The organism is Pseudoduganella sp. jia 9 (genome assembly GCF_055502615.1).
The window spans coordinates 1-24,167 of record NZ_JBUPWE010000017.1 but is presented as its reverse complement, the minus strand read 5'-3'; the positions used below and the strand labels follow the sequence as shown (position 1 = coordinate 24,167).

At 64.1% G+C, this 24,167-nt stretch carries 15 protein-coding genes and 1 rRNA gene; 9 read left to right on the top strand and 7 right to left on the bottom strand.

Annotated features, from left to right (window positions below; all coding sequences use genetic code 11):
• Positions 1-174 precede the first annotated feature (174 nt).
• From tssF to ACY34H_RS22310, 5 genes are all read left to right on the top strand, one after another.
• Positions 175-1,959 (top strand): type VI secretion system baseplate subunit TssF, encoded by a 1,785-nt coding sequence (gene tssF, locus ACY34H_RS22330; RefSeq protein WP_464979666.1) that lies wholly within the window; start codon positions 175-177, stop codon positions 1,957-1,959.
• Positions 1,960-1,968: 9 nt separating this feature from the next.
• Complete coding sequence (locus tag ACY34H_RS22325; protein ID WP_464979665.1) at positions 1,969-4,737, top strand: type VI secretion system Vgr family protein; 2,769 nt, start codon at positions 1,969-1,971, stop codon at positions 4,735-4,737.
• Complete coding sequence (locus ACY34H_RS22320) at positions 4,734-6,872, top strand: T6SS effector phospholipase Tle3 domain-containing protein (RefSeq protein ID WP_464979664.1); 2,139 nt, start codon at positions 4,734-4,736, stop codon at positions 6,870-6,872. The genes ACY34H_RS22325 and ACY34H_RS22320 overlap by 4 nt, the downstream gene beginning before the upstream one ends.
• Positions 6,873-6,996: 124 nt before the next feature.
• Complete coding sequence (locus ACY34H_RS22315) at positions 6,997-8,484, top strand: type VI lipase adapter Tla3 domain-containing protein (RefSeq protein WP_464979663.1); 1,488 nt, start codon at positions 6,997-6,999, stop codon at positions 8,482-8,484.
• A gap of 7 nt (positions 8,485-8,491) precedes the next feature.
• The gene (locus ACY34H_RS22310) at positions 8,492-8,758 is read left to right on the top strand and encodes a PAAR domain-containing protein (RefSeq protein WP_464979662.1); all 267 of its coding nucleotides are present in this window, start codon (positions 8,492-8,494) and stop codon (positions 8,756-8,758) included.
• A 41-nt stretch (positions 8,759-8,799) separates the two neighbouring features.
• On the opposite strand, the gene ACY34H_RS22305 is transcribed toward ACY34H_RS22310, so the two are convergent.
• A complete protein-coding gene (locus tag ACY34H_RS22305; RefSeq protein WP_464979661.1) occupies positions 8,800-11,094 on the bottom strand; it encodes a TonB-dependent receptor in 2,295 nt (764 codons plus the stop codon).
• Positions 11,095-11,613: 519 nt separating this feature from the next.
• Between ACY34H_RS22305 and ACY34H_RS22300 the strand changes: the two genes are divergently transcribed.
• Positions 11,614-12,444 carry an alpha/beta fold hydrolase gene (locus tag ACY34H_RS22300; protein ID WP_464979770.1) on the top strand — a complete coding sequence of 277 codons (831 nt, stop codon included), beginning with the start codon at positions 11,614-11,616 and terminating at the stop codon, positions 12,442-12,444.
• Positions 12,445-12,679: 235 nt separating this feature from the next.
• Here ACY34H_RS22300 and ACY34H_RS22295 read toward each other — a convergent pair whose 3' ends face one another.
• The 4 genes from ACY34H_RS22295 to ACY34H_RS22280 form a co-directional block, all read right to left on the bottom strand.
• Positions 12,680-15,637: a PAS domain-containing protein gene (locus ACY34H_RS22295; protein ID WP_464979660.1), complete on the bottom strand. Its 2,958-nt coding sequence runs from the start codon at positions 15,635-15,637 to the stop codon at positions 12,680-12,682.
• A 503-nt stretch (positions 15,638-16,140) separates the two neighbouring features.
• Positions 16,141-16,620 (bottom strand): nuclear transport factor 2 family protein, encoded by a 480-nt coding sequence (locus tag ACY34H_RS22290; RefSeq protein ID WP_464979659.1) that lies wholly within the window; start codon positions 16,618-16,620, stop codon positions 16,141-16,143.
• Between the two features lie 32 nt (positions 16,621-16,652).
• Entirely contained in the window at positions 16,653-17,600 is a 948-nt protein-coding gene (locus tag ACY34H_RS22285) for a PDR/VanB family oxidoreductase (RefSeq protein ID WP_464979658.1), read from the bottom strand.
• A gap of 10 nt (positions 17,601-17,610) precedes the next feature.
• The gene (locus ACY34H_RS22280; protein WP_464979657.1) at positions 17,611-18,534 is read right to left on the bottom strand and encodes a pyridoxamine 5'-phosphate oxidase family protein; all 924 of its coding nucleotides are present in this window, start codon (positions 18,532-18,534) and stop codon (positions 17,611-17,613) included.
• Between the two features lie 152 nt (positions 18,535-18,686).
• Between ACY34H_RS22280 and ACY34H_RS22275 the strand changes: the two genes are divergently transcribed.
• A complete protein-coding gene (locus ACY34H_RS22275; RefSeq protein ID WP_464979656.1) occupies positions 18,687-19,586 on the top strand; it encodes a LysR family transcriptional regulator in 900 nt (299 codons plus the stop codon).
• Positions 19,587-19,708: 122 nt separating this feature from the next.
• Positions 19,709-20,080, top strand: a complete 372-nt coding sequence (locus ACY34H_RS22270) for a DsrE family protein (protein WP_464979655.1) — start codon at positions 19,709-19,711, stop codon at positions 20,078-20,080.
• A 71-nt stretch (positions 20,081-20,151) separates the two neighbouring features.
• Here the strand turns inward: ACY34H_RS22270 and ACY34H_RS22265 are convergent, their stop codons facing one another.
• Together ACY34H_RS22265 and ACY34H_RS22260 are read right to left on the bottom strand one after the other, a co-directional pair.
• Complete coding sequence (locus tag ACY34H_RS22265; RefSeq protein WP_464979654.1) at positions 20,152-22,809, bottom strand: molybdopterin-containing oxidoreductase family protein; 2,658 nt, start codon at positions 22,807-22,809, stop codon at positions 20,152-20,154.
• Positions 22,806-23,519, bottom strand: coding sequence for a 4Fe-4S dicluster domain-containing protein (locus ACY34H_RS22260; protein WP_464979653.1), 714 nt, complete (start codon positions 23,517-23,519; stop codon positions 22,806-22,808). The genes ACY34H_RS22265 and ACY34H_RS22260 overlap by 4 nt, the downstream gene beginning before the upstream one ends.
• A gap of 533 nt (positions 23,520-24,052) precedes the next feature.
• On the opposite strand from ACY34H_RS22260, the gene ACY34H_RS22255 reads away from it, so the two are divergent.
• Positions 24,053-24,167: ribosomal RNA gene (locus ACY34H_RS22255) — 16S ribosomal RNA — on the top strand; the annotation flags it as partial.

Here is a 24,167-nt window from a genome sequence, read left to right as displayed (position 1 = left end):
CGCCAGCTACCTCTGCGGGATTGACGGGCTTGCGGATACGGGAAACTGCGGACCGTCGATCTCCGTGTTGCGAGATGCGCGACTCCCGACCGTCACCGGTTCACCATTTGATCGTCGTCAAAAAGCACAATTTCCTGTGTGCAATCATCGGCTCTCTTCTCCAAAGAGTGCCGCATGGAAAAACTTCTGCCTTACTACGAACGCGAACTTGCCCTGCTGCGCGGCAGGATGCGCGAATTCGCCGAACGCTTTCCGAAGCTGGGCGAGCTGTTCGGCCTTCAGGGCGAGCGCAGCCCGGACGCCGGCGTCGAGCGCCTGCTGCAGGTTGCCGCCCTGCTGTACGCGCGGATTGTCCGCAAGATGGAGCGCTCGCACGAACGCTTCACGAACGACCTGCTCGGCGTCCAGGCACCGTTCTACCTGCGCCCCATCCCTTCCTGTTCGGTGGTGCAGGTGGACGGCGCTGGCGGCCGTGCCATCGCCACCGTACCGCGCGGCACCGAGCTGAACGCAAAGGCAGTGCCGGGCTGCGGTTTCCGCACCGTCTACGATGCCGCGGTCGCCCCCATCACGGTCACCGTACGGTTCATGGCGCGCTCCGAAGCGCCAGCGACGCTTGGTCTTCCGGCGGGCATCGGCTGCGCGATCGCGATCGCCATCGAAACAGCGGATCCCGCGATCGCACTCGACGAGGCGGCGGGTTCGCGTGTCCGCTTGTTCATCGATGCCGATGGCCCCGCACGCGCGGCGCTGCAGGATGCGATGTTCATGCACACGGTATGCACGTGCGTGGAGTCGGAACAGCAATGGCGCAAGCTGCCGGCGCTGCCGTTTGCGCCGGTCGGCTTTGCCAAGGAAGAAGCGTTCCTGCCCACGCCGTGGCGACAGGAAGAGAGCTTGCGCCTGCTGACGGAATACTTTGCATTCCCTGAAAAATTCGACTTCATCGATATGGACCTGAAGGCGGTGCTCGCAGCATGCCCCGTCGGCGCACGGCGGCTGGCGCTGCACCTGCTCCTGCCGGACATGCACGCCACGACCACGCCGCAACTGCTGCGCACCTTGCCGCCAGCGGCGCTGCGGCTGGGCTGTGCGCCCGTGGTCAACATGTTCTCGCGCGCGACGATGCCGATCCGGCTTCGCAAGGGGCGCAGTGCCTATCCGGTGGCGATGCAACGGACCAGCGGCGCGAAAGCCACTGTGTACAGCATCGACGCGATGAAGCTGATGCAGGGCGCGGACGACGGCAGCACGGCCGTCGACATGAACTGGTTCTACAACAAGCAGTACGAAACGCAGCATTGCTGGACGTTCGAACTGGCCGATCCCACCATGGGGACCGGCGACACCGTTTCGTTCGTCAACCGGCTGTACGAGCCGCTGAGTCTGGGCGAAGGCACCGTGACCGCGCAGGTCACCTGCACCAATGGCGACGCGCCATGCTCGATGCCGATCGGCCAGGCGGACGGCGACCTGGCTGGCGAACCTGGTTGCGGCGGCATGCCGATCCGCATGCTGCGCAGACCGTCGGCGCCGCTCCTCATCGCGGACGAAGCAGAAGGGCACTGGAAGCTGATCGCCATCGCCCACGCGAGCAACCGCGACGATGCGCAACAGGATGCGCGGCCCCTGCTGGACCTGCTGCGCATGCACGCCCGGTCTGGCTGCGTGGTCACGGCACGGCAGTTATCCGGCATCGTCAAGGTGGAGCGCCGCATCGTGCAGGCTTGGATCAAGTTCCGGCGCGGCGCCAAGCTGGAAAAGGGCTACGAAGTCACCCTGACTATCGACGTGGCGGCGTTCGCCGGCCGCAGCATCCATGTATTTGCCCAGGTGATGGAACGCGTGCTGGGCTACTACCTGGTGTATCCGGCTTTCCTTTGCCTCAACATCAAGGACACGGATGGTCGGGAGTTAGTTCGCGGCGCACTGCGGCATGGCCCGCAATCCCCGGCGTAGGAGGCCAGCATGGAACTCTTGAATGCATTCGTCAATTTCCTGGTCGCCCATCGCGACCTCGTCACCGCAAATCGCCCGGTGCGGCTGCGCCTCGATCACCCGAAGGTGATGATGGAAGATGTGCTGCTGCCGCAGCGCGTGGACGGCCATGAGTCGCTATGCGGCGGCTTCGAATACCGCGTGCTGTGCGTGGCGCTGGACGCCCGCCTGCCGCTGAAGGAATTCATCGCGCTGCCGGCCGCGCTCGACATCGTCAACGATCGCGGCAAGCTGCGTACCGTATGCGGCGTGGTCACCGAAGCGCGCGCCGGCGATAGCGACGGCGGCCTGGCCAGCTACCAGCTGGTGATTCGCGACATGCTGGCGGTGATGGAAAAGCGAACCAACACGCGCGTGTTCCGCAACCTGGACGAAGTGGAGATCCTGTATCGGCTGCGTGATGAATGGCATCACAGTAATCCTGTCGTGGGGCCGTGCTTCGATGTCATCACGGACAACATCTTCGACGACATGAAGTACCCCAAGCGCGAGTTCACGATGCAGCACAACGAATCGGATGCCGCGTTCATCCGCCGGATACTGCGGCGGCGCGGCATCTCGTGGATATTCGAACCGGACTTGGAAAAGCACTACCCATCCCACCGCATGCGCCTGCTGAACCGCTTCGAAAGCGTGCGTGCAAACGCCGCCGGCACTGTGCGCTATCACCGCGACGCACCCACCGAGGAACGCGACAGCATCACTGCCTGGACCGCCGTGCGCACGCTGCAGCCGATGTCCGCCACGCGCCACAGCTGGAACTACAAGACGCCGTTGTCGCTGGACGCCATGCGGGTCGGGATGCTGGGCCAACTGGAGCAGGGACCCGTCGAACGTACTCCTGCTGCCACGCTGGACGATTATCAGATCTGGCCGCCCCATGCGGGTGACGACCGCAAGGATCTGACGGCGCTCGGCGAGCTGGCGATGGACCGGCATGACTTTGAGACGAAGTGCTTCATGGGAGAAGGTGCCGTGCGCGATTTCCGCGCCGGAGAGCATTTCACGCTGACAGGCCATCCCGAGATCGACCGCCATGAGGCAATCGACCGGGAATTCGTCATCACCGAACTGCATCTCGCGGTGCAGAACAACCTGCCGCGTGATCTTGCCGACCGTGTCGCCAGGCTGTTCGCCCGCAGCGGCTGGGGTGGTGACGACCTGGGCACGCGGCCGGTCAGGATGCGCTTCACGGCCGTGCGCCGCGGCGTACCCATCGTGCCCGCCTATGATCCGCGGACCGACCTGCCGCCCGTGCACATGCAAAGCGCGCTGGTGGTCGGTCCGGAAAAGGAGGAAGTGCATTGCGACGAAATGGGCCGCGTGAAGATCCGCTTTCCCGCCACGCGCGAACAGGACCATGCGCATGCCTCGGGCAACGGCGCCACCAATACCGACCGCGATTCCTCGTGGGTGAGGGTGGCGAGCAGCTGGGCCGGCAATGGCCCTGGCTATGACCAGTGTGGCGCACTGTTCCTTCCTCGTGTCGGCAGCGAAGTGCTGGTGGCCTTCATGGGCGGCGATCCGGACAAGCCGGTGATCGTTGGGCAGATGTTCAACCAGGTGGCGACGCCGCCAGAACTGAGCAAAGGGAATGGCTTGCCGGGGAACCGGAATCTGTCGGGGATTCGCAGCAAGGAATTGAAGGGCGGCAGGCGGGCGAACCAGCTGCAGTTCGACGATACGGCTGGACAGATCAGTGCGCAGCTGGGTAGCGATCATGGCGAGTCCCAGCTGAACCTTGGATTCCTGGCGCAGCCAAGGAAGGATGGGTGGGCGAAGCCGCGCGGCGAAGGTATCGAACTCCGCACAGAGGATCAGATTGCACTGCGTGCCGCGAAAGGACTGCTGCTTACCGCCTGGCGCGCCCTCAACGGCGATGACAGGCAACTTGCGCGCACGGAGCTGCTCAACCTGATGAAGGATTGCCAGGAACTGACCGCCACACTGGGCGATGCCGCTGCCGCACAGAACGGCCTTGCCACGGACACGAAACCGCTTCAGGACCTGTGCAGATCGGTGATCCATTGGGAAGGCGGCACGAATACCCAACCGAAGCTACAGGGCGGCGAGCCCGTGATTGCAGTGACGTCGCCGGGCGGCATCAGCTTGGCCACGCCGCAGAATGCATGCCTGTACACGGGTACCAATGCCGACATCGCTGCACAGCTGAACGTGCAGTTGAGTGCCGGCCAGCGCCTGGTTGCAAACACGGGAAAGGGCGTTTCGCTGTATGCGCATTCCGGCGGCATCGCCGCGATTGCGCAGCAGGGCAATCTGCTGCTGCAAAGCCAGCATGGCAAGGCCGACATCAATACGGCCAGGGATCTCACGCTGACATCCAGCGAGGGCAGGGTGTCGTGCATGGCAAAAGAGATCCTGCTGGTCGCGGAAGATGGTTCGTTCATCAAGATCGGCAATGGCATCACGCTGGGAACGAACGGCAAAATCACGCATCACGGCAGCGACTTTCCCTTCCTCGATCCAAAGACCGCCAACGCCGCATTGCCGAAGTTCGAGGACCGCGGGACCCAACTGCGCGTGGCCTTGAAGTATGAAGCCGGAACATCGCGCGAGACGCCAGCCGGCAACCGCGACGTTCGCATCGAACGGGACGACGGCCAGGTTGTCCAGGCCAAGGCGGATGACCAGGGGCTGACGGAAAGTTTCATAAGCGATGCGATGCACCGGGTATCGATCACCCATTTCGACAGGTCGGATGAAGGAGGCAAGTCATGAGCGAGAACAAGGAACGTGAAGCCAGGCAGGGCATCTACGGCCTCGGTGAGGGCCATCAGGTGAACCTCAACGTCAAGCATGAACTGGCCGGGAACATCATCCTGGTCCATGGCGTGAACGACGTCGGCACCGCCTATGAAGCAGTGGAGCAGGGCTTGTGCGAAGGGCTCACCGAACGGCTGGAACGGGGCTGCACACCGGCCAACTACCGCATGCCGACCGATGCCGACAAGGACAAGGTGGAAGACGATCCCGATGCGATCTACTTCAAGCGGCGCATCGAGGAAGATACCTACAGCCCAGTGATTCCATTTTACTGGGGATTCCGGGAGCAGCCGGGGCTGGCCGGCAAGCGAAATGGCCAACATGTCGACCGTCATGGGAACCGCCTGGACAAGGATCTGTCGAAGGGCGGTGGACCGTTTGCCAATGCCACCAATTCCATCCCCGACATGTGGAACCTTGGGATCGGCTTGCCCTTGTGGTTCAAGGAAATTGGCGGCGATCCTCTCCGGCCCGTCAGGTACACCCCTGGCCGCATGTACATGATCCTTGCCGCCATGCGCCTGGCCGCGCTGATCGGCATTATCCGGGACCGTGAACCGAATGACGTGGTCACGATAGTCGCACACAGCCAGGGCTGCCTGCTTACCTTGCTGGCCCAGGCGTTCCTGCTCGATAAGGGCCTGAGACCTGCGGACACGCTGGTCCTCACGCATCCGCCCTACAGCCTGGAAGACGGTTCCGACATGGTCTGGGACATTGCGCGGGGGCTCGAGGGTAAACAGAACAAGGATGCTGTAATGGAACCGCATTACAAGTTCATCCGCGAGCATCAGACCTTGCGCGCCCGTCTCGATACGCTCATCAATATAGTCAGGGGCGTGGGTGAGGCTGGCATCGCGCAGTCCGGCAAGCTGGCATTCACCAGCTTGAGCGATCCCGACAAGAACGGGATGGTCGGCCCGAAGTGGAGCGCGGCTGCCGATCGGGACAACCGCGGCAAGGTGTACCTGTACTTCTGTCCCGAAGACATGACGGTTGCCCTTGGCGGCGTGAAGGGAATCGGTTGGCAGGGAGTGCCCGACTTCATGCGCGGCAGGCGCGTGAAGCCGCGCAAAACCAGCTGGGACCTGGAAGGCGAGCTTGAAACCGTGGAGCGCCGGCCCCTGAGCGAGCTTGGCGAGCGGTTCTACCAGCGCGTGTTCACGAAAAAATGCAGGCCCGATCCTGTGAAAGGCAAGCCTGTAATGGTCGGCTTGCCGTGTCACGACTTCGCGCTTCATCTTGACGGCGAAGACGACCATGCGCATGTGTCGACGAGCGGCAGGTCGAGCCGTGCCCATCTCCCTACCGCCGTATGGCCGCCCCAGCAGAATGCAAAGCCGGACGACAGCACAAGCCGGCAAGGCCTCCGGACCATCAATGCGGAGCCTTTACGCAAGCCGGTATCGGCTGACCTGGGGACGTCGACGGAAATCTATGCGAACAGCCCGCAAGCCAAAGGCGTCCAAATCGATGAGAAGAATGCCGACGGTCCGCTCGAACAGGTGGATCCAATCGATGCGGATATTGCCGTCGCCAGCGATGGCGGCCTGGGATGGACGTGGCTTTATCTCAAGGACGACAAGGCTGGTCGATGGGATCCCAATCTGGACAGCGGCCCCGCGCCGGAAGGATTCAACGGTTTGATGCAGGAGGCTTGCAGCCAAATAATGCCAATCCAGGCACGACTCAATCAAGGGAAACGGGGCGACGAAGAACACTACAAAGTGCGGGCCGTGTACCGATGTTTTGAACCAAATTTACTCGTCGCCAAAGGCTACCTGGTAGAGCACGTCGAGTTCTTTGATCAGGCGAGAAAGCGGTGGCGGAAATCGTTTGCGCCGAAGTCGTTTCATGGGGCGATTATCGGGGTGGCAGCGAATCATCGAGATGTAACTACATTTGATGTCGGTATTGGTGGCGGAAAGTGTGTGAGCAGCGATGATTTCAGTCGTTACCTGTGCGCTGTAGCAGACTGGCGCCTGAAAGGAGAGAGCGATATAAATGATGAGCGAGTCGGCATTCTCGGCTGGGAAAAATTCCTGGCAAATTTTAATAAATTTTGGCTGAAGGAGATGGATTGGTGCTAGGAAATTATTAAAGGAAATATGGAGTACTACACAGGCGGTGTCCTGCCGACATTCCTTCCATCAATAGTAAAGCGGCCACCACAGATAATCTGCGAGGCCGTAAGTGGCCTGACGCCGAGGTAATATGGAAAACAGGATAAATCGTTTATTTCAATTTCTGATATTTGTGATACTTACCATGACAATGTGGAAAATTTTTGCGAAAGAGGTTGACTCCAATCCGAAGTCTGGAGAGGTGATTCAGGTTTCAAAGAGATTCGAAAAACTTGAACTTGCCAGCTTGGGTGTGACCTACGAAAAATTTCGACAAGGGAAATTTATTGATGCCCTTACTCAAGGTAATCCTTTCTCATCTATTAGGGAAACAGATGTAAGCAAGTTCCCTTGGAGTGAAGAGGATAAAAGTGGTCAATCAGGAGGGCGCGCCCTGGATGCACTTGAAAACGGAGGCATGAATACGCCTGAGTATTGGGGAGTTCCTTCACTCTACGCAGGACCTGCGAATAACAACGATCGATTCAAAAACCGTCCCATAGCTGGGCTTGTTGCTGGCGCAGAGACAAACGGCATGGCGTGGCACCTCTTTGTCTCAGGAGAATGGGTGCTCTCAGAGCAGCCGGATCAAGTGCTGGAGACCGCCTTCCGTTTCTTTGATGAGCATCCAGACGCACCACTTTTGTTTGTCGCTGCAGTTGATAATCCGGCCTTGCGGGATCGCGTGCGCTCGCCCGACACTCCACCGTTGCTAAGGAATGGCAGGTACCTTCCAGAGCGGCCTGACTCTGCAGTCGTCTTCGTTTTTGTCTGTCGCGAACGTGTCGAACGACTCCGCGCCTTCGCCTGGAGCGACAAGGACAACGACTTCGGCCAACATAAAATCCGGATGGCCTACTACGCCATCAAGGAAGCGCTGCCAAAACGCCGGCTCCCCACCACCGACGAATGGCTTGCAGAATCAGCCCGCCTCGCCCAGCGCAGCGACATCCGCTACGGTTGGAACCAGCGCCTGGCGGATAAATGGAAGCCCAGTCCCTGGTTCCCCGTCCCATGGAGCCATGCGCAGCTTGCCGCTTTTGACCGGCTGCCAACGCTGGGTTTCATTCATCGCCCGGTTTTCGTAAAAACTACCGACGACAAAGGCCAGCCCCTGCCGCCTGGCAAGCAACGCAACGAAGCTTTGCAGCTAGGCTGGAAATCCGCCCTGGCGGCGGCTGGCGATCAAACCAACACGCCAGCGCCGCAACGCATTATCACGGCGACCGGCGGCGACACCAACCAGGCACTATCGCTGCACGCGATGCTGCATGCTTATGAAGAAGCGGGCGGCCCCACCTACGAGATCACCGACGGCAAGCGCTTCATCGACACCGACCGCCGCCTCGGCAATACCGGTGCGGCCACCTTCTTCATGCAGGCGGCGATCGGTGTGATGGCCAGCTACAAGGATGGCGGCGTCAGCGCGGCGATCAACCTGCGGGATTCGTCGGAAGCCAACATCGTGCTGATCACGCCGCCGTCCGACGAGCTGCGCAGGACGCAGCAGCATCCGAAAGGCGGGGACGTCTTCCGCCACAAGGTCACGCCGGCCTACGATCCGGCGAATTACGAGTGAGACCGGCATGCGCAAGATAATCCGCCTGGGAGACCGCACCACGCACGGCGGCAACGTCGTGTCGTGCAAGGCCGAACACTTCACTGTGAACGGCCGGCCCGCGGCCTGCGTGGGCGACAAGTGCCTGTGCCCGATACCCGGGCACGGCGTGTGCACGATCATCGAGGGCGATGCGCGGCATACGATCGACGGCCGCCCGGTCGCCTACGAAGGGCACAAGACCAGCTGTGGCGCCATGCTGCTCGCGTCGGACGCCAGGCTGGCAATGGGTTAGGGTGGCGTAGCCAGGGCAGCCGTGGGGCCCACAATGCTGGCTCAGAACTTCGCCGCCAGGCTCACCCCCACGCTGCGGGGCGCCACTCGATAGCCCTGCACGATCGACGCCACCTGCGGATGCTGGATCACGGTATCGTCATCGAACGCATTTTTTACGAACACGCTCAGCTTGTAGCGCGCGAACGCCAGGCCTCCGCTCACATCGGCGGTGTGATACGACGGCCGCTGGTAATCGAGCAGTTCCGGATTCAGTGAGCCGTTGCTGGAACCCACCCACTGCATTCCGCCTGCCACGAAGCCGCTCATGTTGCCGCCGACCGCGAAGTTGTACTGGGCGCTGACCGCGGCATTAAATTTCGGCACGCCCTGCACCTTGGCTCCGCGCACCGCGCCGATCACGCCATTGCGCACCCCTTCGTCATTCGACAGTTCGGCATTCACATAGCCGCCGGCCGCGCTCAGGGTCAGGCCGGGCAGGGGCTTGGCCTTGATGTCGATCTCGATGCCCTTGCTGACCGCATTGCCGGCGTTGGCGTTATACGTGTACGCGCAGGTCGGCAGATAGACGCCCTGCTGGATGTTCTTCCACTTGGCATAGAACAGGGCGGCATTGAACGACAGGCGGTTGTTCAGGAAGCGCGACTTGCTGCCCACCTCGTAGTTCCACAGGCTGTCCGGGACATAGGTGGCCGGACCCTCGTCGAGACCGTTCGCTTCGAGGTCGGGGCCGCAGGTGGTGGGCGGTACGAACACGTTCGAGCCGCCCAGCCGGAAGCCCTTGGCCACGGTGCCGTAGACGGTATGGGCGGGATCGACCTCCCAGGTCAGCGCATATTTCGGCATGAAGGCGTGGGACGACAGCCGCGCGCTGCCGGTGTTGCCGGCGCCCGCCAGGTACAGGCCGTTCTGCTGGTCCAGCGTGGACGTGCCCTTCAGGTAGCGGGCGCCCACCGTGAGGTGCAAGGCGGGTGTGAAATAGTAGTTTGCCTCGCCGAACACCGAGCTTTGCTTCTCGTGGTAGTGGAAGATGCCCATGAAGGCGTTATCGTTCGGGAAGGCGTTCGGCCGCGCGTCCGGCAGCAGATCCGGGTCGGCGCTGCTGAAGCCGAACCGGGCAAAGGTGTCGTTGACGCCGAAGATCGGGTCGTTCTCATCGATGTTGGTGTGCTGGTTGGAGAAGTACAGGCCCGCCAGCCAGGTCCATGGCGACACGGAACGGTCATAAGGGCGCGATGCCAGGCGCAGCTCCTGCGATACCTGGCGCACCCGGTTGTTCAGGTAGACGGCCGAGGGCAGGGCGGCGATGGCCTCGATCAGTTCCGGCGGTGCCGTGCCGCCGTCTTCCGTCGACGTGAGGAACGTCGACAGCGAGTAGCTGTTGTAGGCCGAACCGTTCTGGGTGCGGTCGAACTTGCGCTTGAAATAACTCGTGCTCGAGGTGAGATCGGCCCAGCCCAGATCCCAATTGACCAGCACCGTGGCCGTCTGCAGCGTGTCCTTGGACGGCTCGCGCACCTGTTTCTGCGCCTGGTAGCCGGGCAGTTCGAGATTGAACGCCGAGATATCCTTGGCGTCCACCTGCTGGTAGTACAGCGATGGCGACACCGTCAACGCGGCGGATGGCTTCCATTTCAGCGCCACGCGCACCTCCTGGTCGTCGACCCGGTTGATGTCCTTCGCCATGACGGCGCCGTCGCCGTCGACCTGGTCGATGAAGCCGCCGGCGCGCTGGGACTGCACGCCGATGCGCAGCGCCAGCTCGTCGGTCACCAGCGGCAGGTTGGCCACGGCCGATGCCGAGTAGTTGATGCCGCCGCCGCGCAGCGAGGAAGTTTCGGCATAGGTGTCGAACGTGCGCTCCTGCAGGTCCGGCTCGTTCGGCACGAACTTGATGGTGCCCCCCATCGAGCTCGCGCCGTACAACGTCGCCTGCGGGCCGCGCAGCACTTCCACCCGGTCGATATCGAAGAACTTCGGTTCCACCGCGCCCATCGTGTACACGTTGCCGACCGTGAGCGACACGTCGCCCAGGTAGATGCCGACCGTCGCCGCGCCCGCGCCGGAACTGATGCCGCGCACCTCGATGTTCGACGTGCCCGGGCCGGCCCCGCCATTGCCGGTGGCGGCGGTGAACGAAATATTGGGCACGATGCGCGTCAGGTCGGTGATGTCGTTGACGTGCTGCGACTGCAGCTGGGTGCCGCTGACCGCGGAAATGCTCATGGCCACCTTGGCCGGATCTTCCTTGCGCTTCTGCGCCGTCACCGTGACGACTTCGATCTGGCTGTCCTGGGTCGCGTTCTGCGCTGTCTGCTGCGCCGCCTCTTGTGCCAATGCAGCCTGGGGGTATAACGCCGCCTGGATACAGACGGCAACGAGAGAGCGGCGCAACACTACAGGCGGGCGAATTTTCATGGGCATCTGGACCGGCAGGAGAGGAGGGAGAGGGTCACATCGACGATCGGCTCATTGTAGCAATGAGGTTTGCAATAAGTTAATTATTGAAACATTGTCGGATCGGCGCGACAGTCGGCGCCACCCGTTCGGTGCGTCGCCACCTATACCTTTGGTGACTACCCCGCCAGCGCCTTCGCGCCGACAATAGCCGCATTGGCCATCGCCGTACACGCCAATCCAACCAGCGTCATTCGCGGTCCGGAACGTACAGCTCCGGGCCGCGAACAAAAACAGGAGCACAACAACATGACCAACCAGAACGAAGGCATCAACCGGAAACGGCGGCAAGTCCTCCTCGCCAGCGGCGGCGTGGCGGCATTGCCGCTGGGCTGGATGAGCACCCTCGCACCCGCCCAGGCGGCGGGCGCGCCACACACCACGAAAGGGAAACCGCGTATGGCAACGAGCACTGTCACCACCAAGGATGGCGTCGAGATCTTCTTCAAGGACTGGGGCAGCGGCACGCCCATCGTGTTCTCGCACGGCTGGCCGCTCAGTTCCGACGACTGGGATGCGCAGATGATGTTCTTCCTGCAGCAGGGCTTCCGCGTCATCGCCCACGACCGCCGCGGCCACGGCCGCTCGTCGCAGGTGGCCACCGGCCACGACATGGACCACTATGCCGACGACCTGGCGGCCGTGGTGAATCATCTTGACCTGAAGGGTGCCATCCACGTCGGCCACTCCACCGGCGGCGGCGAGGTGGTGCGCTACCTGGCGCGCCACGGCGAGAAGCGTGCCGCGAAGGCCGTGCTGATCGCCGCGGTGCCGCCGCTGATGGTCAAGTCGGCCTCGAACCCCGGCGGCCTGCCGAAGGACGTGTTCGACGGCATCCAGCAGCAGGTGGCCACCAACCGCGCGCAGTTCTACCGCGACCTGCCGTCCGGCCCGTTCTACGGCTTCAACCGCCCGGGCGCCAAGCCGCAGGAAGGCATTATCCAGAACTGGTGGCGCCAGGGCATGATGGGCGGCGCCAAGGCGCATTACGATGGCGTGGTGGCGTTCTCGCAGACCGACTTCACCGAAGACCTCAAGAAGATCGCGCTGCCGGTGCTGGTGCAGCACGGCGACGACGACCAGATCGTGCCCTATGCCGATTCGGGCCCGCTGTCCGCCAAGCTGCTGAAGAACGGCACCCTGAAGACCTACAAGGGCTTCCCGCACGGTATGCCCACCACGCATGCTGACGTGATCAACGCCGACATTCTCGCCTTCATCAAGGGCTGAAGCGGCGCGCAGGCAAAAACCAGGCATGTGACACACTATCGGCGTCCGCCACGAGCGGGCGCCGGTACGTGAACGGCGATCCTTCATTCACGGCGTTGATAAGCACTATCCCCACAATCAATTGGCATGCCATGCGTGCGAATGAGATGATGCTTGTGTCTCCTCCAACTCTCTACTGGGAATTGGATTCAAGCCGGCCGGTATGCCGGCTTTTTTTTTGTCCGCATCTACCTCATCATCTACCCAGCATCTCCCTGATCCGTCCCGCCAGCACCTCGAGTGGAAACGGCTTCGACAGCACCGCCATCCCCGCCTCCAGCTGCCCGTTATTGAGCAGCGCCGCCTCCGCATAGCCGGTAATGAACAGCACTTTCAATGCCGGCCGGCTGGTGCGCCCGGCATCGGCCATCTGCCGACCGTTCATCGGCCCCGGCAGCCCCACGTCCGAGATCAGCAGGTCGATGCGGGCGTTCGATTGCAGCACCTGCAGCCCGGCCGGCCCGTCCGCCGCTTCGATCGCGATGTGCCCCAGTTCGCGCAGCACGTCCATGACCAGCTGGCGCACGTCCGGCTCGTCGTCCACCACCAGTACCGTCCGGCCGCTGCGGCCGGCCTGTTCCAGGCTGGCTTCGCGGGCGCCGGCGGCCGGTACGGCGTCGCCATGGTGGCGGGGCAGCAGCATGCACACCTCGCTCCCCTTGCCCACTTCGGAGGCGATGCTGGCATGCCCGCCGGACTGGCGCGCGAAGCCGTAGATCATCGACAGCCCCAGCCCGGTGCCCTGGCCGAGCGGCTTGGTGGTGAAGAACGGCTCGAAGGCCTTGGCCATCACGTCCGGCGCCATGCCGGTGCCGGTGTCGGCAACGCACAGCGCGAGGTAGTCGCCGGCCTCGATGCCATGCGCCGCCGCCCCGGCGCGATCGATATGGCGGTTGCTGGTCCTGATGACGATGCGGCCGCCGTCCGGCATGGCATCGCGCGCGTTCAGGCACAGGTTCAGCAGCGAGTTCTCGAGCTGGGATGGATCGACCAGCACGGTCCACAACGGCTTCGTGCAGTCGACATCGACCTGCACCGCGGGCCCGACGGTGCGGCGGACGATGTCCAGCATGCCGTTCACCAGCACGTTCACGTCGGTGGCGACCGGCTCGAGCGTTTGCCTGCGCGAGAAGGCGAGCAGCCGGTGCGTGAGCGCGGCGGCGCGCCGGGTGGCGCCCATGGCCATGCCCATGTAGCGCTCCACGTCGTCCGGCCGGTTCTGGCGGATGCGGATCGCGGAGAGTTCCAGTCCGCCCATGATGCTGGCCAGCAGGTTGTTGAAGTCGTGCGCCAGGCCACCCGTCAGCTGGCCCACCGCCTCCATTTTCTGCGACTGGCGCAACTGGTCCTGGGCCTGTTCCAGCGCGGCCGTGCGGGCAATCAGTTCGGCCTGCGCTTCCTTTTCCTGCGTCACGTCGCGCGCCGAGCAATACAGCTTGCCTTCGTCGGGCACGGCCACCCACGACAGCCAGCGCCAGCCGCCGGCCTTGCACCGGTAGCGGTGCTCGAAGCGCAGCGCCGGCGCGTTGCCGGATGCGACCTTGCCCCAGTCCTCGTGCGCGGATGCCCGGTCGTCCGGGTGGACGAAATCCAGCAGCGGCGTGCTTGCCAGCTTTTCGGCCGTCCAGCCGAGCGTCGCCATCCAGGCCGGATTCGAGGCCTCGATATACCCGTCCGCATTCAGCACGGCGAGGATGTCGGGGCTGACCTGCCAGGTGCGGCCGCGCGCCAGCAGCTGTTCCGTCACCTTGCGTTCCAGGTCGGCGTTCAGCACGCGCAGCGTCTGCAGCGCGCGGTCGCGCTCCGCTTCCACCGCGCGGCGGCCTTCCACGTCGATCAGCACGCCGGGGAAATTCATGGCCCTGCCGGCGGCATCGCGTTCGACACGGCCGTTGGCCTCCAGCCAGTAATAGTGGCCGTCGGCGCGCCGCACCCGGTACTGGTGCGCGAACTGGCCGCCCTGTTCGATGGCGTGGCGGATCGCGGCGGCCAGCCCGGCCAGGTCGTCGGGATGCACGGTTGCGATCACTTGCGCCAGGCGCAGGCCGGCGCGGCCCAGTGCCGGCTCCAGGCCGAATGCCTGCGCGAACGCTTCGTCCACCGTGAACCGGTCGTTCGGCACATCCCAGAACCAGGTGCCGATGATGGCGCCGGCCGCCAGTGCCAGCTGCACGCGGCTGGCGTTCTCGCGCGCGGCCAGTTGCGCCCGCGCGCTGTCCACGGCGGCCCAGGTGCGGTCGACCATGTCGCGCGCCATGTCGACATCGTTGCCGGTCCAGGCGTGGGCCGCGGTGTCGTGCACGCTCAGGATGGCTTGCAGCTCGCCGCGCTTCGTCAGCGGGATGCCCATGTACGCGCCGATGCCGTTGGCGGCGTACTGTTCGCGGAAGGGGGCGAGGCGCGGGTCGGTGGCCACGTCGTCCACGACCACGATCTCGCCGGCGCGCAGCGCGGCGCCGACCGAGGGGCCGAAATCGTCGATGGTCAGGCGCAGGCCGGCAAGGGAGGGCACGGAACCGTCCGTCCAGTTGCCGTTCATCGCGATGACCGCGCCGGCGTTTTCGAGCTCGCCGTAAGTGACCCGCCGGGCGCCGAGCAGCCGGCCCAGCAGCTCGCATGCGGAGGTCATCACTTCCACCGGGTCGAGCAGCGGCCGGATGCGGTCCGCCAGCGCCAGCTGGAAGCTCTGCCGCGCCGCGAACTGCCGGCGGCTTACCTCTTCCTGCTTGCGGTCGTGGATGTCCGTCGACACGCCGAGCCAGCGGACGATGGTGCCGGTGGCAGGGTCCCGGTAGGGCGTCGCCTTCACCAGGAACCAGCGATACGCGCCGTTGCGGCCGCGGATGCGGTGTTCGACAAGGAAGGTGCCGCCGCTCCGCAGCGCTTCCTCGAAGCGTTCCATGGTGATTGCCCGGTCCTCCGGGTGGATGACGGCCGCAGCGACAGCCGCCGCGTTCTCATGGTCGACCGCAAGCCCGGTGTAGTCGCGCCATAGCTGGTTGAAGAACTCCACGCGGCCCGCGCCGTCGGTTACCCATACCACCATCGGCATCGCATCGACGAGCCGCCGCAGCTCCTCGTTGACCGTGGGAGCTATCGCCACCGGGGCGGCGTGATTCTGCTGGTTGGCAGTGGCGTGAACTTCGGGGTGCATGACGGACATGTCCGGGACAACGTTGGCGACGGAACATGGTAAGGGATATTGAAAATGCGGGGAAAACCGCTGCCTGGACGGGTGCGCGCCCCGGCGGCAGGCGAGCGGCTTTCATCATTCACCGCAGTGATGATCAGTATCCCGACAATCAATTGGCGCCCGGCGCGCGGACATGGGATGATGCTTCCGTCTCCTCCAACTCTCTACTACGAATTGGATTCAAGCCGGCCGATACGCCGGCTTTTTTTTGCCGCGCGCGCGCCGGCGGTGGCCGGGATGTCTGACAGGTGTTCCAGACTGCGCGAAGAATGACCAGGCGCGGCCGGCAGCGCGGATGAGCCGCATTCATGTATTCACGATAGTGATGATCGCTATCCAAACAAAGAATTGGCCTGGGGCGGCGGGAAATGGGAAGATGCTCCTGTCTCCTCCAACTCTTCACAGAATTGGATTTTGGCCGGTGCGATGCACCGGCCATTTTTTTTTCCTGGTTTTTTTCCTGCCTACAGTCCCAGCTCGCTCAGGCCCGGATGATCGTCCGGCCGCCGCCCCTGCGGCCAGCGGAACAGCCGCTGGTCTTCCCTGATCGGCAAATCGTTGATGCAGGCGAAGCGCCGCGCCATCAGGCCGCGCTCGTCGAACTCCCAGTTTTCATTGCCATACGAGCGGAACCAGTTGCCCGAATCGTCGCGCCACTCGTAGGCATAGCGCACGGCGATGCGGTTTCCTTCGAAGGCCCAGAGCTCCTTGATCAGCCGGTATTCCAGTTCCCTGGCCCATTTACGGGACAGCATCTGCACGATCTCTTCGCGGCCATTGACGAATTCCGCGCGGTTGCGCCATCGGCTGTCCGGCGTATACGCCAGGCTGACTTTCGCGGCATCGCGCGAATTCCAGCCATCCTCGGCGAGCCGCACTTTCTGGATCGCGCTTTCGCGGGTAAACGGCGGGACGGGCAAACGGGTGTCGATTTCGGCATTCATCCAGGATCTCCAGGGTTGAAGTGTCACAGCTGTCAAAGTTCCAGCACCAGCCGGCCCGGCGCGGCAGCCCACGATACGCAGGTGCATATGCCCGTGGCGCGCATGGCTGGCGTCAGGCAGATATCGCGGTGCTGCGGCGTTCCTTCCAGCACCGGTGCATAGCAGTTTCCGCATTCGCCGCGCCTGCAATCGTACGAGACGAAGACGTCGGCGGCAATCAGCGCATCGAGGATCGGCGTGCCCGGCGCGACGTCGACCGTCATGCCCGACAGCGCCAGCTCCACGGTGAGCGGGCCATCGGCCGCATTTGCGCGCGCACCGAAGCTCTCGGCATGCAGCGTGCCGGATGGCCAGCCAGCGCGGCGGGCCGCGTCGGCAAGCGCCTGGAGCAGCGCAACGGGTCCGCAGGCGTAGGCACTGTCGCCGGGGGCGAAGGCGCCGAGCAGGGCTTGCAGGTCGGCCCGGCCGGATTCCCGCGACAGGTGCGGGATCACGCGCGCTCCCGGAATGGCGTTCAACTCGCCGAGGAAGGCGAGATCCTCGCGGCTGCGCGCCAGGTAGTGCAGCGTGAAGGCATTGCCCGCCGCACCCAGCGCATGCGCCATCGATACCAGCGGCGTGATGCCGATGCCGCCCGCGACAAGCACCACACGCGAATCCGGGGCGGCAACCAGCGGGAAGTCGTTGAATGGCCCGCTCATGCCGATCGCGCTGCCGGCGCCGAATTCGTCGTGCAGGCACACCGATCCGCCGCGGCCATGTTCGTCGCGCTGCACGGCGATCCGGTAGACATCCGTGTCGCCCGGCGCGCCGACCAGCGAATAATGCCTCTCGAACCGGCGGCCTGCGGCCGAGGCGAAACACAGCATTACGTGGTCGCCGGCCTGCCAGGCCGGCAGCGGCTGGCCGTCGGCGCGGCGTAGCTGGAATTCCCTGATGCGCGCAGCGCGCCGCACCACGCCGGTGATCACGTGGCTCATGGCGGCGTCCTCACGCAACGGGATTGAACGGCGAAGCATCGAGGTATTCCCATTCCAGCGCATGGGGCAGGTCGCGCAGGATCCAGTGCCGCACCCTGAATTCCCAGTAGCGCCGCGTGCCGCCCGTTTCGCCGGCCGGGTCGTCCTGGTTCCACAGCACGGCGGCAGTGCCGGTCAGTTGCAGCACCTGGCCGTGCGCGAAGTCCAGGATGCAGATGCCGGCGCGGCCATCCGCCTCGAAATTGCCGAGCGTGTTGAACAGGCTGTTGCCGTGGTAATCCGGAATGCGCAGCGTGGTGTCGTCCACCAGCTTGACGAAGCCGGGCTGGCCGCCGCGGTGCGAGGCGTCGGCGCCGCTGCCGTCATGGCGGCTGGCCACGAAGATCGTATCGGCCGCCGCCACGATGTTCGCCACGGCGCCGCGCAGCACGGTTCCATGCGCCGCCTGGACCGGCAGGCGCGGTTCGCCCAGCTGGCGCAGGTGCCGGCGCTGGATGTATTTCGGGCAGTTCGGATACGCCTCGCGGATCGCCACCTCGGCGCCGCGCCCGTCCAGCCGCTGCACGGTGCCGTTCACGCGGTAGCGCCGCCGCGAGCCCAGCTCGATGAACAGCATGCCGACATCGGCAACGGCCGCCAGATTGTTCCATAGCGGGTCGGCCAGGTCGCGATCCTTGTACGGCACGTCGATCGCGATCGCATGGCCGTCGTCCGTATGCAGGAAGCCGGGCCTGCCGAAGATCACCGACGCCCACACGGCGCCCATGGCATCGGTGCTGGCCAGCACCGCCATGGACTGCCTGGCGATGAAGGGGCGGGCGCCGGCGATCACGGTGTCCGACAGCACCGCGATATTGCGGTCGGCGATGGCGGTTTCGCCGGCCAGCGCCTGCATCGTGCGTTCGCCGTCGTGGAAGGCGTTGGTCTCGATCATGGTGTTCTCCCTGGTCGCGCCGGAGCTCTCTCATTATGAAGAGCTGTGTCTGGAATCCGGCGATTGAATTGCTGATGACGTTATTCTGCGAAATAATGGGAGTTGCCGGAATGGCCATCCGGCGCAAGACATTATTTCGCGAGGAGAAACGCGTGGACCAGATCCATTTGATGAACGTGTTCGTGGCGGTCGGCGAGGAAGAAGGGTTCGCCGCCGCGGCGCGCCGGCTCGACCTGTCGCCGGCGGCGGTGACGCGCGCCATCGCCGGGCTGGAGGAGCAGCTGGGCGTGCGCCTGCTGATGCGCACCACCCGCAACGTGCGCCTCACCGAAGCCGGCCAGCGCTACCTGGACGACACGCGCAGCATCCTGGCGAGCATCGAGGAGGCCAACGAGGCGGCGGCCGGCGTGAACTCGGCGCCGAAGGGCAACCTGTCGGTGACGGCGTCCGTCCTGTTCGGGAAGAAGTTCGTGATGCCCTGCATCCTGCGCTACCTGAACGAATACCCCGAGGTGGAAGTGTCGGCGCTGTTCCTGGACCGCGTCGTGAACCTGGTGGACGAAGGCATCGACGTGGCGATCCGCATCGGCCACCTGCCCGATTCCAGCCTGAAGGCGCTGCGCGTGGGGCAGGTGCGCCGCGTGCTGTGCGCCGCGCCGGACTACCTGGCGCGCCACGGCATGCCGCAACACCCGGCCGATCTGCTGCGCCACACGATCATCGCCGCCACCGGCATTTCGCCGCGCGTGGAATGGAAGTTCGGCGCCGTCGACGACCCCACCCTGGTGCGCCTGCGTCCCCGCCTCACGGTGTCGAGCAACGATGCGGCGATCGAGGCCGCCACGTCCGGCCTGGGCATTTGCCGGCTGCTGTCCTACCAGGTGGCCGAGGAAGTGAATGCGGGACGGCTGCGCATCATCCTCGACGACTACGAGGAGGCGCCATGGCCCGTGCACGTGGTACACCGGGAAAGCAAGTTCGGCTCGTCGAAGGTGCGCAATTTCATCGACCTGCTGGCCGAGTACCTGCGCGCCCACCAGCACTTGCAGTAGGCGGTATTTCGCTGGGCGCAATAATGTATTGATCCTCACGGCGTTTTCTTGCGGTTTTCCACTGCCTAGAATGGCCTCATCCGCTGCACGCCGCGGCGGGCCAAACTGCAAAGGGAAACCACATGAAAGCCGCCATCATCATCCTGTCCGATCCGAAAGCGGGCGAAGAAGCGCTAGGCCGCATGTTCAACGGCCTGGCCGCCGCCTATGACTTCAAGCACAGGGACACCGAAGTCGGCATCTACTTCCAGGGGACGGGCACGCGCTGGCCGGGCGTGCTGGCCAATCCGGCGCACCCGATCCATGCGCTGTACAAGGAAGTGGAAGACCGGGTGGTGGGTATTTCATGCGGCTGCGCCGACGTGTTCGGCGCCCGCGAGGAGGCGGAGAAGGCCGGGTTCGACCTGATCACCGATAACAGCGTGCCGGGCACCTCGGGGCTGCCGAGCATTGCGCAGATCACGGCGGATGGGTACACGGTGTTCATGTTCTGAAGCATGGCGGCGGGCTGTCCGGTCCAACGCGCCGCCGGCGCATGCATCGCCGCCGGCAGCGTTCCAGGCCGTTACGCCTTCTTCACGCTGCACACCGTATCGAACCAGGCCTGCATCCCCACCAGCGGCGCCGGGTTCACCGGCAGGATGGCGTTGATGTTGACGCCGTTGCCCCGCCCGCCGCGGCTCTCGTCCCACCACACGCCGTTGCGCAGGTCGTCCGTCGCCGGCGCGGCGCCGAGGGCGGGGCGCACGCCGCCCTGGCCCGATCGCCCCAGTACCTCGTCGCGTTCGCCGCCGCGCCCTTGCGTCGCGCGCCCGCCGAACTTCCAGCCCAGCGAATTCGATACCGCCAGCACCTTCGGGTGAATGCCTTCGGTCACGAACACGCGGATGCGCGCGCGGCCGACGATTTCCTCCTTGCCCGCGGCCGCAGCCTTGAATGCCTGGTCGCCGGCATTGCCGGAACGCGGCCGGTAGGTCGTCAGCTCCACCAGGTCGCCGGACTTCACGCCGATGCGCGCGGCGGCGGAAGGGTGGATCCACATCGGGTTGTCATGCACGATCTCGGCCAGGTACTTCTGCGATGCGGTACGGCCCTGCGTGTGCACGTTCCACTTGAACGACGTGAGCACGAAGCGGTCGCGCGCCAGCTGTTCGAGGCCCGGCACGGGGCGGAAGCTGGGCATGCCGTCGTCCTTCATGCCGGCGGCGGCGGCCACCTGCGCCACTTCCGGCGCGTGGATCTCGAAGCGCCGCGACGGCGTGGCGAAACCGCGCAGCGGCTGGCCGCGCACCATCAGTCCGATCGCTTTTTCCTTCGCGCCGGGCTTGTCGGCCTTCATGATGCAGCCGGTCGCATCGTCCACGCGCGTGCCGGCCAGTTGCGCGGTATCGAGCTGGCGGCGGTAGACGTGGTAGGTCTTCGGCTGGCTGGTGTCCACGTGCACGCCGTAGTGCTTCATGTACTCGAAGCCGCTGGCGAACTGCCTGCCGTCCGGACCCCTGGTCGGCAGTTTCGAACACTGCTCGCGCACGTAGTCCTCGTGCGTGCCGAAGGCGAAATACTTCGCCTGCGCCGGGCCGAGGCGCTTGCCGATGTTGAACAGCACGTCGGGGAACGACACCGTCTCACCCGGCGGCGGCACCATCGGCTGGCGCAGCATCACATAGTGCTGCAGTTCCAGGTTGTTGCGGATGTCCATGCCCCAGCGTTCCAGGTACGTCGCATCGGGCAGGATCAGGTCGGCGTAGTGCGCCATCTCGGAATAGATGATGTCCGAGCAGGCGTGGAAGGGAATCAGTTTTTCGTCGCACAGCACTTCGGTGGCGGTGGCGCGGCCTTCGGGCCACGTCATCGGCGAGACGATCGTGTAGCTGATGTAGACGTCGACGCGCGCGCGGCCCTGCTTGAGGAAGTCGTAGACCACCTGGCCCACTTTCATCTTCTGCCAGCGGTTCGCCAGCGGCCACTCGGGCGGGTCTTCCAGGTCGGTGCGGATGGTGACCTTGGGCGGCGCCGGTTGCGGCGCCGGATAGCGCGCCGGCGCCAGCTTTTCATCGAGGCCGTAGCAGTATCCGCCCGGTACGCCGATGGCGCCGACCAGCGCGTTCAGCATGACGACTGCGCGCTCGGCATTGAAGCCGTTGTAGTGGGCACCGGTGCCGCGGTTCGTGAACGCGGCCACCGCCGGTTTAGCGGACGCGAACTCGGTGGCCAGCCGTTCGATATCCCTGGCCGGCACGCCGGACAGCTTTTGCGCCCAGGCCGGAGTGTAGTCCGCCAGCCAGGCGCGCAGCTGCTGTTCGCCGGGCTGCACGAAATCGGCGACGAACTCGCGGTCGTGCAGCTTGTCGCGCAGGATCACGTGCGCCATCGCCAGCGCGATCGCGCCTTCGGTGCCGGGGAAGGGCTGGAACCACTCGTCGCTGCGGCCGGCCGTGTTGGACATGCGCACGTCGAACGTGACCAGCTTGGCGCCATGGTCGAAGCGCGCCTTGGTGACCCGCTTCACGAGATGCAGGCCGCCCTGGTGCGCCTCGAAGAAATTGGCGCCGAAGTTGAGGAAGTAGCGGCAGCGTTCCGCGTCGATCGATTCCCAGTCGGTCTCGCCCAGGCTGACGTAGTTCGCGGCGCGCTTGTTCGATGAACATAGCGCGCGGTGGTTCAGCAGCACGGGCGAGCCGACCGCGTTCAGGAAGTGCGAGGTTTCCGCCGCATAGCGCGAGCGGCCCTGGTGGATAGCCACCCGTTCCGGATGGCCGTCGTCGATGCAGCGCTGGATGCGCGATGCCATCTCCGCGTACGCCTCGTCCCAGGTGATGCGCTGCCACAGTCCCTCGCCGCGCTTGCCCACCCGTTTCATCGGATACAGCAGGCGTTCCGGATAGCTGTTGATCGTGGGGCCGCTCTGGCCCTTGGCACACGTCATGAAGCTGCCCAGGTTCGGGTCGAGCGGGTTGCCGCGGATCTTGACCACGCGGCCATCCTGCACGAAGCCTTCGATGCCGCATACCGTGGAGCAGTTCAGGCACACGCTCTTGACGGATTTTGCCTTGCTGTAGTCCGGACGCACCTTGTGCAGCGTGCCATCCGCGGCGGGAGCGTAGTTCAGCGGTTCGGAAACCGCGGCGGATGCCTCCGAGGCACTGAGCAGGATGGTCTCGCCGACAGCGAGCGTGGCGAGCGAGCCCAGGCCGGACTTGATGAACTGGCGGCGTTCCATCATTTGCCTCCCTTGCTGTAATCGGCGCGCAGCTCCGCCCAGGTGTCGATCTCGTAGGTGAACGGATCGTGGTTGCGGCCCTTCGGCAGCTTGCGTTCCATCGCGCGCGGCACCACGCTGCCGATGCCGCGGTAGTGCACCGCCGGGCGGGTCTTTTCCTCGGCCTTGAGCACCGTGAGCCCGGCCTGGTGGCGCGAACGGAAGCGACTGATGGCGCTGGCCGGATCGTTTTCGTCGCCGAAGACCAGCACTTCGGTGGGGCAGGCCTCCACGCAAGCCGGCTGCATGCCTTCTTCCAGTCGGTGGCTGCAGAAATCGCATTTGTCCGCCACTTGTGAAACCGGGTCGATGTGGATCGCGCCATAAGGGCAGGCGCTGATGCAGTCGCGCGAGCGGTCGCAGGTCGACGTATCGATGCGCACCACGCCATCGGCATCGCGGCGGATCGATTCGGTCGGGCAGGCTGTCAGGCAGGGCGCGTCTTCGCATTGCATGCACAGCGTGGGAAGAAATGCCCGTTTCATCGTGCTCTTGCCTGCCGCGTCCTTGCCGCGGAAGTCGTGGTAATACACCTTGGTGCGAAATGCGCCGAGATAAACGGAGTTCTCGACCTTGCAGGCAACTGAGCAGGCATGGCAGCCAATACAGCGTTCGGTATCGATCGCCAGGCCCCAGCGGGTATTGGCGGGTGGTGTAGGGGATTGGCTGCTCATGCGGGGAAACACTCCTGTATATCAGTTGGAAAAACAAGGCGGGAGGATACACCGCCGGCTTGCACTGGAATCCATCTGGCCTTGCTTATCAGGCATGCATTTATTGCAAGGAGGCGGAATTGAAACGGGGGTATTGCAGAGTCGATCCGCCTTTGCTATAGTTCTGTCCCTCGCAGCGAACAACGACGCAGCGAGCTGTTGAAAGCCCGGAGTAATGCAAGCCGACGCTGGAAACTGAGGGGTTGACGAGATGCACGAAACACCTGATAATCTCGCTTCTCTGCTGCTGACAAACACAACGATTTGTCGCCGGGTCTGAAAGATCCGCAGCAAGCCTTCAAGGGCAGAATTCTTTAACAATCAACAGTCGATAAGTGTGGGCGTTTGATGTGATGTGCCCCGGACTTCGGTCCGGAAGCTCAAAATATATAGCATCAAACGCTTACACAAGTAATAAACGTAATCATCTTCGGATGATTCGTCAGTTATTTGAGTGAGTGACCTCCGATAGCAGTATCGGAACAACAGAGATTGAACTGAAGAGTTTGATCCTGGCTCAGATTGAACGCTGGCGGCATGCTTTACACATGCAAGTCGAACGGTAACAGGGAGCTTGCTCCGCTGACGAGTGGCGAACGGGTGAGTAAT